This window comes from Marinobacter sp. UBA5687 (assembly GCF_002420325.1).
Lineage (GTDB): Bacteria > Pseudomonadota > Gammaproteobacteria > Pseudomonadales > Oleiphilaceae > Marinobacter > Marinobacter nauticus.
This window is the reverse complement of sequence record NZ_DIHV01000068.1, coordinates 12,420-25,004: the sequence shown is the minus strand read 5'-3', so window position 1 is coordinate 25,004 and position 12,585 is coordinate 12,420. Positions and strand designations below refer to the sequence as shown.

Below are 12,585 nucleotides of genomic sequence, written 5' to 3'. Positions count from 1 at the left end.
CAACAAGCTGGCGTTCTTCGAATTCGGCTAAGCGTCGACCGCCACCACCCCGGTTGGGTGGTGGCCTTACTGACTTACACCGAGAGATGGCGACGGAAGAGCAACAACGCCGCCGTGAAGAACACCCCGCCAATGGCCATCAGGGCCAGCATCTGTGGCCACACCACCTCCAGCCCCGCACCGCGGTACAGAATGGCCTGGGCCATGCTGACAAAGTGGGTGGTGGGCGACGCCAGCATCAGATCCTGCACCAGCTCGGGCATGCTTTCCCGGGGCGTGATTCCGCCCGACAGCAACTGCAAGGGCAGAATGGTGAGAATCAGCAGCAGGCCAAACTGGGGCATGGTTCGGGCCACGGTGCCGATCAGAATGCCGATGGCGGTGGTGGAAAACAGGTGAATCAGGGCGCCGAGCAGAAACAGCAACACTGACCCTGCCACCGGCACCTGTAGCCAGCCCTGGATCACCAGCGTTACCGACAGCGCCGCGGCCAGTAACACCACCAGACCATTGGCCCACACCTTGGACGCCATGATTTCGAAAGGCCGCAACGGCATCACCATCAGATGCTCCACAGTCCCGTGCTCCCGCTCCCGGATCAGTGCTGCCCCGGTAAGAATGATGCTGATCAGGGTCACCTGGGTGATCAGCTCCATGACACCGCCAAACCAGGTTCCGTCCAGATTGGGGTTGTAACTCACCCGGGTGACCAGCTCGATCGGTAGCCCGGTGCTGGCAGAGCTACCCGGTTGCAGAAACTCCGCCACTTCTGCCATCGCAAAGCGCTGAATGTAATTGGTGCCAATAAAGGCCTGGCTCATGCGGGTGGCGTCGATGTTCAGCTGCAACGCCACCGGGTTGCCCTGCCGGACATCCCGCTCAAAGCCCTCGGGAATCACCAGGGCAAAGGTATGGCTGCCCTTGTCCAGCAGGTCGTCGATGTCGCCGTAGGCCACCAGATCCGGCTTCAGGAACCATGGCTGCTGGAGCGAATTGATGATGCGGCCAGACAACACCGTCTGATCTTCGTCCACCACGGCGATCGGTGCGTTGTGAAGCTCCATGGAGCCGGCGGAACCTGCGGTGTAGATCATCACCGTAAACGCCACCAGCACAAACACCATCAATGCCTTGTCCTGCCACAGACTGCGCAGTTCCTTGATGCCGAGGTGCCAGATGTTGCGTAAGGAATTCATGTCAGCGCCCCTGTTTTCTGAGCAACGCCACCGCCATTACGGTCAGCACCGGAACGAACGCCGCCAGGGCCAGGAACGCGCCCTGCATATCCGCCAGCGACAGGCCTTTGGTAAACACGCCACGGCTGATCTGCAGGAACCAGGTCGCCGGCCAGACGGGACCGATCAATGCGCCGGCGCCGCTCAGGGACGACACCGGTTCGGTCAGGCCGGAAAACTGTACGGTCGGCAGTATGGTGAGAATCGCAGTGGCCGCCAGGGCGGCAATCTGGGTCGAGGCAAAGGTCGACATTACCTGACCCAGGGCCGTGGTGGCGGTCACAAAGAGCAGGGCGCCGAAGGTGAGCGTCAGCAGGCTGCCTTTGATCGCGACATCAAACACGTACACCGCCAGCAAGACCAGGCTCACGTAGCTGATCATGCTGAACGCGATGTAGGGCAGCTGTTTGCCCAGCAAGAACTCCACCCGGGTGACCGGAGTGACGTACAGGTTGGTGATGGAGCCCAGTTCCTTTTCCCGGACGATGCCCAGGGCCATCAGAATGGCCGGAATAAAGATCAGCAAAATGGGGATAACCGCTGGCACCATCGCATCCAGGCTCCGGAAGTCCTGGTTGTAGCGATACCGGTCCTCCAGCGTGACCAGTGTCAGTGTGGGTACCACGCCCAGAGTGCGCTGGGCCAGCTCCGTCAGGTAACTGATGTGCATGCCTTCAACGTAACCCAGGATGGTCTCGCCCCGGAAAGGCATGGCACCATCCACCCAAACCGCCATTTCAGTCGGTCGCCCCCGTTTCAGGTCTTTGCCGAAGCCCGGCGGAATCTCAATAGCCAGGCTTAGCTCGCCGGAGCGCATGCGTTGTTCCAGCTCCTGGATATTCTGCAACTCCGGTTGTTGCAGGAAATATCGGGAGCCGGACACCGCCGCGATGTAATCCCGGCTCTGGGGTGTCTGGTCCCGATCCAGCACGGCGAACGACAGGTCTTCTACATCCAGGGTAATGCCGTAACCCAGGATCAGCATCAACAACGCGGAACCGATAAAGGCGAAGGCCATTCGAATGGGATCCCGCAACAGTTCCCTCGCTTCCCGGGTGGCGTAAGCCAGCAAGCGCCGGGGACTGAACACGGTCGGCCGGTCACCATGACTGGCGGGCTCCAGAGCCAGTTGGTCGGCGCCGGTCTCCGGCTCTTTATCCACCGCTTCCAGGGTTTTCATGAACGCGCCTTCCAGGCTGTCGGTGCCAGAGGCTTCAACCAGTCGATCGGGCGTATCGCAAGCCAATACTTCGCCCGCGTGCATGAGCGAAATCCGGTCGCAGCGCTCACCCTCGTTCATGAAATGAGTGGAGATAAAAATGGTCACGCCATCTTCCCGCGACAGGCGCATCAACAATTGCCAGAACCGGTTGCGGGCCCCCGGGTCGACGCCTGAGGTAGGTTCATCCAGGATCAGCAATTCGGGCTCGTGCACCACAGCCACGGCCAGGGACAGCCGCTGGCGAACCCCAAGTGGCAGGGCGCCTGCTCGCTGGTCCAGTACATCTTCAAGACCGAACTCCCGAACCAGCACCGAAATACGCTCCGGGATTTTGGTGTCCGGCAGGTGAAACAGCCGGGCATGCAGATCCAGATTCTGGCGCACGGTGAGCTCACCATAGAGCGAGAAGGCCTGGGACATGTAGCCCACCTTCTGCCGGGTGGCCAGGTCTTTGGCATCCAGTGGTTCACCGAACAGCCGGACTTCGCCTTCTGTTGGGGTCAGCAATCCGGTGAGCATTTTCATGGTGGTGGTCTTGCCACAACCGTTGGATCCCAGAAAACCGAAGATTTCGCCTTTCGGGATGGAAAAGCTGACGTTACGAACCGCCGTAAAGCTGCCAAACCGCAGGGTCAGATGCTCAGCCTCAATGGCCGGCGTCTGGTTTTCCCCGGTTGGCTCTCGCTGCGCAGCAATAGCCGTATCGCCGCTTTCCTGCACCTGCCGGTTTTCGGGTAACAGCGCGATGAAGGCATCGTCCAGCGTCTCGGTATTGGTCTGCTCACGGAGTTCGGCCGGTGAGCCTGTGGCCAGTACCTTGCCCTCGTCCATGGCCACCAGCCAGTCGTAACGTTCGGCTTCTTCCATGTAGGCCGTGGCCACCAACACGCTCATACCGCTGCGTTGTCGGCGAATGGTATCGATCAGATCCCAGAAACGCTTGCGGGAGAGCGGGTCCACGCCGGTGGTGGGTTCATCCAGAATCAGCAGATCGGGGCTGTGGATAAGGGCACAGCACAGCCCCAGCTTCTGTTTCATACCGCCGGACAGCTTGCCGGCGGGACGGTCCCGGAAAGACAACAACCCGGTAGCTTCAAGCAACCGGTCAATCTGATCCTTCCTGGAGGGGCCTCGCAAACCAAACAGATCGGCGAAGAAGGCGATGTTCTCGTCCACCGTCAGCGTATGGTAGAGATTACCGCCCAGTCCCTGGGGCATATAGGCAATGCGGGGGGCGACCCGGTTACGAAACCTCTGGCTGCGCATATCGCCGCCAAGCACCTGCAACTCGCCGGTCTGCAACTCACGGGCACCGGCAAGCAGGCCCAACAGTGTGGATTTGCCCACCCCGTCCGGGCCGATCAGCCCGACCATGCAGCCAGACGGAAACGTCAGGGATAGTTCAGACAGCGCATCGGTTTCCCCGTAGCGATGGCTGACTCCTTCCAGCCGGGCCACGGTCTCAGTCATTGGGCAAAGCCACTTTCAGGCTCTCGGGCCAGGGCTGGCCCTCATCCAGTCTTACGTAGGCTTCGCCCGGTACGCCGGTTTTCACCCGGTCCCGATAGGCTTTGAGCAACTCCGGATCAATCCGGATACGAACCCGGAACATCAGCTTCTCCCGCTCGCTGCGGGTTTCCACAGACTTCGGCGTGAACTGGGCTTCGGCGGCGACGAAGCTGACTTCCGCTGGCACCACATAGTCCGGCAGGGCATCAAGAACGATCCGGGCTTCAGAGCCAACCCGGACTTTGCCCGCCTGGGCTGTGGGCAGGAAGATGGTCATGTACACATCGGTGACATCCAGTACCGTGGCTACTTTGCCACCGGCGGCCAGCACCTCGCCCGGCTCCGCCAGCCGATACAGAACCCGGCCACCCACCGGCGTGGTCAACTGACTGTCATCAATATTGGTTTGGATACGGCGGGCACTGGCTTTGGCAGCTTCGATACTGGCATCGGCAGACGCCACTTGTACTCTGGCGGCCTGCAATGCCGCCTCGGCGGTTTCCGCCGCGGTACGGGCGCGGTCCAACTGCTCCTGAGAGGCATGGCCCCGATCGGCCAGCGATTCAATACGGGCCAGTTCGGCTTGGGCATACCGACGCTCGCTTTCCCGTTGGGCCACCACGGCCTCGGCCAGTCGCCGGCTCTGCTCGGCCTGGTGCAAACTGGCTTGCGCCGCTGCCAGGCTGGCCTCAAGTTCGTCGGTATCCATCACAGCCAGCAACATGCCGGCTTCAACCATGTCGCCCTCGCGGACTTCGAAGGATTCCAGGCGTCCGGGTATTCGGGTGGCAATATCGACTTCGGTGGCTTCAATACGACCGTTACCAGAGCCAATATGCTCCGGCACCTGATCGCCTTTCGGCATCAGGTACCAGGCTGCAACGGCAATCAGGGCCACGATCAGCACAACGAGAAAAAGTTTGGGAGCGGTGTTGGTGCTTTTCTGGGCCATGTGTCGTCCTTGAGGGGAAGAATAGGTATGACAGGGTAAGTATAGAGCAGAAGTGTAACGTTCAGGCTGAAGGGAATCAAAATAGCTTCCAATCTATCCCGCCCGTCAGCTTGCCATGAACTCAGTAGGCGCCGCGGATCAGGTCGATACCGGGCTTGAGCACGCTACGCCACGCCTCTCGGAGTTCGGGCGTGTATTCCGGATCGTGAGCGCGGACCGTTTTCAGCAATGCCTCCTGCCAGAGGTCGTACCACTCAGGCTGAATATTGTAATTGTGGCGATTATGGCTTTCTCCCAGATCCCGCAATTTGCGGTCGGACATACCCCGGGCAACCAGAATGATCTGCATCACACCGTTACGCAGCAGATGGCGCTGAGCAGACATATCCGTGTTCAGAAACCGGTTGCGGATGGCATCGGAGCTGGACATAAAGAAGTCGTAGAAATCCACAAAGAATTCATCCTTGCGGCAGCAGCGACCATAGCTCTGGAAAACAAGATCGGTCGGGTTCATTTGCAATCAGTGTCCTTGATCATCGGGGGGATTGTCATTAAGGGCCACGGATTCTAAGCAAGCGAACAGGTTTTTCCATAGTGACATGTAACAACTGACGTCGATCGCGACAATTTGACGCTCTCTGAATCAGGTGTTGGTGAACCACCAGGTCGGCAACAGGCCACGCACCGGTCGTTTCAGAAAGCGGTCATCAATCAGCCAGATTACCCCCCGGTCTTCCGGAGTGCGGATCACCCGGCCAGCCGCCTGGGCCACTTTCTGCAGGCCGGGGATCAGGTAGGTGTAGTTATAGCCTTCGCCAAATCGTTGTTGCAGGCGCTCTTTGAGGATTTCATGCCAGGCATCAAACGGTGGCAGGCCCAGGGTGGCTACAAAGGCGCCAATCAGCTGGTCACCAGGCAGATCGATGCCTTCGCTGAACACGCCGCCGAGTACCGCGAAAGCGATGCTGCCTTCAGGCTTCCGAAAGTCCGCCAGGAACTGCCGACGCTGCTCCGCACTCATCCCCGGTTGCTGTGAACGCTGGGGAATATCAGGTGCCTGTTTTGCCAACGCATCGCTCACCTCTTTGGCGTATTTAAAGCTGCTGAAGAACGCCAGGTAGTGGCCAGGCCGTGTCCGGTACTGTTTGGCGATCAGTTCGGCGACGGGCTGCAGGCTGGCTTCACGATGCACCTGCCGGGTGCTGATGCCGGGTGTGAACTCAACCTTCAGTTGTCCGGCGCTGAAAGGGCTGGGCAGGGACGTGAATCGGGCGTCTTCCGGCAAACCAAGCAAATCCCGGTAATACACGCCGGGGCTGAGGGTTGCGGAGAACAGCAGTACCGAGTGAGCGGCTTTGAAGCGCTCAATGAGGAAATCCGCCGGAATCAGATTCTGGATGGTCAGGCTGGCCCGGCCGCGGCCGCTGCGCTGGAATTCGCACAGGGAATGGTCACCAAAGCTGTCTGCCAGTTTCATGAAGGCCACACTTTCGAACATCACTTCCTGCAGGGCCAGGTCCGGCGGGTTGTCGGCCAGGTAGTCGGTGATCACCGAGACCATGGCCTGCAATGCGCCCAGCAGTTGCGCCGGCAGGGTGGCCAGGAACACCGGTTGCGCCTGTTCACCATGGTCCCGAATCAGCGCCTGCCAGGCCCGGGCAGTGCGGTCCAGCGCTGCTTTCACCGGTTTCGGGGCGGTCTTCTTCAGCTTCAATAACCGCTGTTGTTCCAACTGCACCGAGTACATGCCTCGGGCACGATCCACCAGGTTGTGGGCTTCGTCCACCAGCACGCTGGCCTGCCAGTTGTTCTGACGGATCAGGCCGTGCAACAGGGCCGACTGGTCGAACAGGCGGTTGACATCGCCAATGATCAGATCGCACCAACGGGCCATTTCCTGGGCAAGAAAATAGGGGCAAATATCATGATCTGCGGCGATTTTCGCCAAATTCTCCTGATTTAACGGTTCTTTGCTCTGCACCGCCTCGGCCCGGGCGTCCGGCAGGCGGTCGAAAAACCCTTTCGCCAGCGGGCAGGATTCGCCGTGGCAGGCTTTGTCCGGGTGTTCGCAGGCGTCGTCTTTTGAAACCAGCTCCAGGGTACGCAGCGGCCAGGGTTGTAGCTCATCCTGGGCGTGTCGCAACTTATCCACAGCATCCAGCGCCAGCTGCCGGGCGGTGTTGCGGCAGGTGAGGTAGTACAGCCGGTCCTGCTTTGCCGCGGGCATGGCCATCAGGGCCGGAAACAGGGTGCCCAGGGTTTTACCCAGGCCGGTGGGCGCCTCCAGCAGCAGGGTGCCGGTTTTGACCGAGTTCTTGTACACGGTTTCCGCCAGTTGCCGTTGCCGGGGCCGGAAGTCCGGGAACGGAAAGCGCAGTTTGGCCAGCAGCGCATCACGCAGCTCCCGGTGGTGTTCTTCCTGCTCGGCCCAGGCCTTGTAAAGGCCACACAGGGTTTCCAGTTCCTGCCACAGTTCGCCCGCGGTGGCGGTTTCGGTGAGCACGGTTTCCTTGTCGCGGCCGGTGTCGTAATACACCAGCGCCAGTTCCACGTTTTTGCGGTTTTCCTGTCGGCACAGCAGGGCGCCGTAAGCCCGTAACTGGGCCCGGTGCAGGGCGCGCTGGTGGGGGCGAATGCGGGACACATCGCCCCGGTGGGTTTTGATTTCTTCCAGCCGGTTCTTGTGCGGGTGGTAACCATCGGCCCGACCGGAAAGCTGCATTCCCAGAACCTTACCGGTCAGTGAGTACTCGCTTTTATAGCCGTAACCGCGTTTAGCCTGGATCGCCTGGTGGCCGGCAATGCCCTCTTCGCTGCTGGGCGCCGGGGTGTAGCGGAAGTCCAGGTCGCCGTGGCGGGCGGCGAACTCACACAGGGTGCGAACGGCGACTTTCACCCGCGAGCCTCATCATCCTGCCATCGCACATAGCATACGCTGGCCGGGATGCCTTGCCGGGCGAAGAACTGCAACCAGCGCACCTGGTGGTCCTGCAGGCGGTCGCCGGGGCCTTTTACTTCGATCATTTCATAACGCTGTTCGGGTTGCTCCGCGTCCGGTACAAACCGGATCAAATCCGGAAAGCCGCTGCGGTGTTCCTTGATGTTGTTCAGCAGGCGCCGGAACAGGGCCTCCAGGTGGCCAGAGGGAATGCAGTGCAGGGCCAGCTCTAAAAGAGCTTCATCCAAAACCGGCCAGAACACGAAGGGATTGGCGATGCCCTGCTTGTTCTTATAGGTGTCGAGGATTTCCCTGCGATAGGCGCCGGTGCCCAGCAAACGGAACCTTTGCTCGAACGCCTGCTGGCGACGGGCAACGAAGTCTTCCCGGGTCAGGTCTGCCGGGCCAATATGGAACGGATGAAAGAAGGCGCCGGGCAGGGGCTGGAAGATCACCGGCCAGCACAGCAGACCGAACAGGGCGTTGATCAGGGTGTTTTCCACATAGAACACCGGGGCGTCATCCGTGGCCAGATGCTGCAGCGCTGCCAGCTCCACCGTACCCGTGTCCGGCTTCGGCAATGTGAGGGTGAATTCCTGCAGTGGGGGGTTATCCACAGGCTCGGGCTGGTCGGCCCCTACCTTCGGCGCCAGCCGCTTCAGCAACCGGGCGAGGCCCTGGGCTTCGGCGTCGCTCAGTGCACTGGTTCGCCACTGACAGGCTATGGCCCAGGCTTCCTCAAAACGCTTCATCCGTTCCAGCAAGCGAAGCTGTTTCAGCCGCGCTTCCCGGTGTCCGCTGTTTTCCAGAACCTCAAGTGCCAGTTCCCGTTCGCCCTGTCGCTCCGCCTGCCGGCCCAGTTCCAGCAACAACCGGTCCCGGCGGCTGGTGAGCCAGGGGTTATCCACAGGCCCCGGAACATCGGGCCAGACGTCGACCGCCGGTTCGCCGTTGTCGAGTCGCTCCCGGCATGCATGCATCTGCAGGTAGCAATCCACCTCGGCCCGCTGCTGGAAGGCCCGGGATGCCGGGGTAAATGGCACAGACTCGAACTGCTGAACGCCCAGTTCCACCAGCACAAAGTCGGTCCAGCTCTGGCGCAGATTGCCGAAGAACATCAGGCGGATGCGATCGAACAAGGCCATGTCCTGCAACCGGACCACAGTCGAAGCCTCACCGCCACCAGGCAGCCAAGCCCCCAAGGCTCTTGGTGCATTGAACGGTTCCGCCATCAGCTCCCGCATCCGGGCCTTGCCCAGAGTTTTCGGGTGACCCTGCTGTTGCAACCAATCGGCGAACACCGGCCGTAATTCAGCCAGGGTAAACAGCCGGAACAGGTCGTCCACGCTTAGCTCCGGCGCAGGATCCAGCCAGCCCGCCTGCACCAGTATCCTGAGTGCTTCCGATTCCGGCACCGGCAGTTCGGGATAACGCAGCTTGTCGGCCCGGAACAGCTCTCCGGTACGCATTACCATGCGGGTCAGCAGCGCCCGGGGCCCGGTGGCCAGGCCGCTGAAGGCCGCCAGCCGGTTTCGCTCCTGTTCCGTTAACAGGTCCGCGTGGTGGTTCGCTACCCAGGCCACCAGAATATCCATGTTCTCCAGATAATAGAGCGGATCATCCAGGCTGGCGGGAACCGGTCGGTGCTTGGTCATAGGAATGCAAACGTTGGATTGGCAGAGAGGCACAAACTTTACGCCGGAAGGCGGGCAGGCTCAAACCTGTTCCATGCACAAAAATTAATCATCACGAGCCTTGCCAATTTATTTAATGATAACTATTATCATTTGTATCACGACAAGGAGGACGCCATGAAATTTCTCTGCCCACGCCACCGCCGGATGTTTGCCAGTCTTTCCCTGAACGAGAAAAATGATCTATGGCTGCTCTGGATGGAATATGCCATTACCTTCAGCGAAAACCAGGATTCCGACAAGCTGGTGGCCGCCACCGGCAGTGCTTTCGATCTGGCGTGCCTGGCCCGCAAACATCACCCGGACTGCATGCAGGTAGAGCTGACCCTGGCGGCGATACTGGTATGCCGGGCGCTGCGCGACCGTGGCGACATCAGCGCCGCCGAGCATGTGCTTTTCCGGGCTCTGGACAGCCTGCAATCCAGCGAGCCCTGCCCGGGTATAACCGGTCGATGCAGCACCGATGAGTGTCTGGAGGTATTGCTGGATCATCGTCGCCATTCGGCATTCTTTGCCGAGTACCTGAACTGGCCCTCGTTCCCGTTCACAACGCCGACAACACGTCCGGCGATGGCCATGCACTGACAGGTTTACGGAGGAGCTATGGGTATGCCCTTCACACGCCCGAACCCGGTTCAGGCGCACAAGATTGAAGATCTGAGCTGGCTGGAGAGCCGGCATCATGATCGGGTTTGCATCAGCATTGATGCCAAAAGTCTGGCCAGGCTGATGCAAAACAGGCAGTTGCACGCCGAGGATTTTTCTTGTCTGGATGCGTCCTCCCAGAGTCTGGTTCGTCATCTGCTTCTGGCTTGTCTGCGGCATTCCTGACCCGGCCGACATCCGGATTCGCAACCTCTGTCTTTTGAACAATCACGACTGCCCGTGTCGCTCCGCCAGGTTACGATGGAGTACGCCTGACGGTCCGTATTCTCGGCCAACTGCGGTAAGCTGTGGCCCGAGGATTGAATTGTTCATCAGACAAGGAAAACCATGGCCGACTCCACAGCCATTGAACCCGGCTTTCACGCCATCCATGCCAACCATCTGGAAGACCTGCGCCGCGCCGTGGTCTATATCTGCCGGCAGAACCCCATGCCGCCGCTGCAGAGCGAGACCTTTCTGGTGCAGAGTAACGGCATTGCCCAGTGGCTGAAGCTGGCGCTGGCGGAGAAGCGCACCGAGGATGGCGTGGAAGGCGGCCTGGGCATTGCCGCCGGCATGGATTTCCTGTTTCCTGCCCGGTTCATCTGGCAGGCCTATCGGGCGGTGTTGCCCGACGGCGAAGTACCGGAGCAGTCCCCCTTCGACAAGCGCCGCCTGGTCTGGCGGCTGTACCGATTGCTGCCGGAGCTGGTGGGGCAGGATGAGGCGTTTACGCCACTGGCCCGATTCCTGGACGGCCGCGATACCGACCTGCGCAACTTTCAGCTGGCCGAGAAAGTGGCCGACCTGTTCGACCAGTACCAGGTGTTCCGGGCCGACTGGCTGGCGGCCTGGGAGCAGGGCAAGGATGTGGTAATCACCGCTCGGGGCGAGGAGAAAGCCCTGGATGCGGAAGCCTGCTGGCAGCCGCTGCTCTGGCGCAAGCTGGTAGCAGATACAGGCAGCGAGGCCCACACCAGCCGCTCGCAGATTCACACCCGCTTTATGGAACAGGGCCAGCGCATCAGCGAACCGGCTAACCCAGCCCGCCTGCCCAGACGCATCGTGGTGTTCGGGGTCTCGTCTTTACCCCGGCAGGCGCTGGAAGCCCTGTATGTCCTGAGCCGGTTCAGCCAGGTGGTACTGTGTGTTCACAACCCCTGCCAGTTCTACTGGGCCGACATCATCAGCGACCGGGAACTGTTAAAAGCCGAACGCAAGCGGGGCGCAGCACACCCGGTGTTGTCGCAAATTGACGACCCGGACCAGTTGCACCAGCACGCCAACCCGTTGCTGGCGGCCTGGGGAAAACAGGGCCGGGACTACATTCGCCTGCTGGATGAGTTCGACAACCCGGACGACTACCGCGCCAGTTTCCAGACGCCGGGCCAGAAGATCGACATCTTCACCGACCATGGCGATGTGGATACCCCCTGCCTGCTGCACCAGTTGCAGAACGATATCCACAACCTGACGCCGCTGCAGGAAATCCGCCAGCAGCAGCGCACGGTGGATCTGACCCGCGACCATTCCGTGGTGTTCCACGACGCCCACGGCCCCCAGCGGGAAGTGGAGATTCTGCACGACCAGCTGCTGGCTGCGTTCAATGCCGATCCGACACTGCGGCCCCGGGATGTAATTGTGATGGTGCCTGACATCAACGTGTACGCGCCTCATATTCAGGCGGTGTTCGGTCGTTACTCCCCGGGCCGCAAGCGCCACATTCCGTTCACCATTTCCGACCAGGGACAGCGCCACCACGAACCCGTGCTAATTGCCCTGGAAACCCTGATGTCATTGCCCCGAAGCCGCTTCGGTGTGAGCGAAATCATCAGCTTGCTGGAAGTAGCCGGCATCCGCGACCGCTTTGACATCAGCGAAGACGACATCCCTCTGGCCCGGCGCTGGGTGGAAGGCGCCAATATTCGCTGGGGCCTGCATGGCAAGCACCGGGAAAGCCTGGACCTGCCGGCAGAGCTGGAACGCAACACCTGGCAAGCAGGGCTGCGCGCCATGTTGCTGGGTTATGGCATGGGCGATGACCAGCCCTGGGGCGGGGTAGAGCCCTATGGTGAAATCGGCGGCCTGCAAGCCAGCCTGGCCGGTCGCCTGGGCGAATTCGTGCACCAGCTGGAAGCCCTGTGGCAGGCACTGCAGGCCACCCGCACGCCCGGGGAATGGGAAGCCCTGTTCTCCGCCATGCTGGAGCAGTTTTTCCACAAGGTGGAAGGCCAGGACCTGCTGTTGCTGAACCGCTTCCGCCGTCAGTTGGAGCAGTGGCTGGACGATGCCCTGGCCGCCGGACTGGAACAGCAACCGCTGCCCCTGAATATCGTCAAGGATGTGCTACTGCAGGGCCTGGATGAGGGCGGCCTGAACCAGCGTTTCCT

The 12,585-nt window shown here is 60.8% G+C and carries 9 protein-coding genes; 3 read left to right on the top strand and 6 right to left on the bottom strand.

The features are described from left to right. Nucleotides 1-74: 74 nt before the first annotated feature. The 6 genes from B3Y70_RS07345 to B3Y70_RS07320 all read right to left on the bottom strand — a co-directional run bounded on the left by B3Y70_RS07345 (nucleotide 75) and on the right by B3Y70_RS07320 (nucleotide 9,511). The gene (locus tag B3Y70_RS07345) at nucleotides 75-1,196 is read right to left on the bottom strand and encodes an ABC transporter permease (protein ID WP_141066707.1); all 1,122 of its coding nucleotides are present in this window, start codon (nucleotides 1,194-1,196) and stop codon (nucleotides 75-77) included. A gap of 1 nt (nucleotide 1,197) precedes the next feature. Further along, entirely contained in the window at nucleotides 1,198-3,927 is a 2,730-nt protein-coding gene (rbbA, locus tag B3Y70_RS07340; protein WP_273030919.1) for a ribosome-associated ATPase/putative transporter RbbA, read from the bottom strand. Then, nucleotides 3,920-4,918 (bottom strand): HlyD family secretion protein, encoded by a 999-nt coding sequence (locus B3Y70_RS07335; RefSeq protein ID WP_022992636.1) that lies wholly within the window; start codon nucleotides 4,916-4,918, stop codon nucleotides 3,920-3,922. The genes rbbA and B3Y70_RS07335 overlap by 8 nt, the downstream gene beginning before the upstream one ends. A 121-nt stretch (nucleotides 4,919-5,039) precedes the next feature. Further along, nucleotides 5,040-5,432 (bottom strand): globin domain-containing protein, encoded by a 393-nt coding sequence (locus B3Y70_RS07330; protein ID WP_011783597.1) that lies wholly within the window; start codon nucleotides 5,430-5,432, stop codon nucleotides 5,040-5,042. 129 nt (nucleotides 5,433-5,561) lie between these two features. Next, nucleotides 5,562-7,814, bottom strand: coding sequence for an ATP-dependent DNA helicase (locus B3Y70_RS07325; RefSeq protein WP_286895932.1), 2,253 nt, complete (start codon nucleotides 7,812-7,814; stop codon nucleotides 5,562-5,564). Then, nucleotides 7,811-9,511 (bottom strand): VRR-NUC domain-containing protein, encoded by a 1,701-nt coding sequence (locus tag B3Y70_RS07320; RefSeq protein ID WP_288589501.1) that lies wholly within the window; start codon nucleotides 9,509-9,511, stop codon nucleotides 7,811-7,813. Before B3Y70_RS07320 ends, B3Y70_RS07325 begins: the two co-directional genes overlap by 4 nt. 156 nt (nucleotides 9,512-9,667) lie before the next feature. Here B3Y70_RS07320 and B3Y70_RS07315 point away from each other — a divergent pair, with 156 nt between their 5' ends. The 3 genes from B3Y70_RS07315 to recC all read left to right on the top strand — a co-directional run. Then, a complete protein-coding gene (locus B3Y70_RS07315; RefSeq protein WP_273030923.1) occupies nucleotides 9,668-10,135 on the top strand; it encodes a hypothetical protein in 468 nt (155 codons plus the stop codon). Between the two features lie 24 nt (nucleotides 10,136-10,159). Then, nucleotides 10,160-10,381, top strand: coding sequence for a hypothetical protein (locus B3Y70_RS07310; protein WP_147271083.1), 222 nt, complete (start codon nucleotides 10,160-10,162; stop codon nucleotides 10,379-10,381). 162 nt (nucleotides 10,382-10,543) lie between these two features. Next, nucleotides 10,544-12,585: exodeoxyribonuclease V subunit gamma (gene recC / locus B3Y70_RS07305; protein WP_288589500.1), on the top strand; the 2,042-nt coding region annotated here is incomplete at its 3' end.

Excerpts from the sequence above, each read along its gene's own strand:
- rbbA (WP_273030919.1), bottom strand. The coding sequence starts at position 3,927 with ATGACTGAGACCGTGGCCCGGCTGGAAGGAGTCAGCCATCGCTACGGG.
- B3Y70_RS07335 (WP_022992636.1), bottom strand. The coding sequence starts at position 4,918 with ATGGCCCAGAAAAGCACCAACACCGCTCCCAAACTTTTTCTCGTTGTG.
- B3Y70_RS07345 (WP_141066707.1), bottom strand. The coding sequence starts at position 1,196 with ATGAATTCCTTACGCAACATCTGGCACCTCGGCATCAAGGAACTGCGC.
- B3Y70_RS07315 (WP_273030923.1), top strand. The coding sequence starts at position 9,668 with ATGAAATTTCTCTGCCCACGCCACCGCCGGATGTTTGCCAGTCTTTCC.
- B3Y70_RS07330 (WP_011783597.1), bottom strand. The coding sequence starts at position 5,432 with ATGAACCCGACCGATCTTGTTTTCCAGAGCTATGGTCGCTGCTGCCGC.
- B3Y70_RS07320 (WP_288589501.1), bottom strand. The coding sequence starts at position 9,511 with ATGACCAAGCACCGACCGGTTCCCGCCAGCCTGGATGATCCGCTCTAT.
- B3Y70_RS07310 (WP_147271083.1), top strand. The coding sequence starts at position 10,160 with ATGCCCTTCACACGCCCGAACCCGGTTCAGGCGCACAAGATTGAAGAT.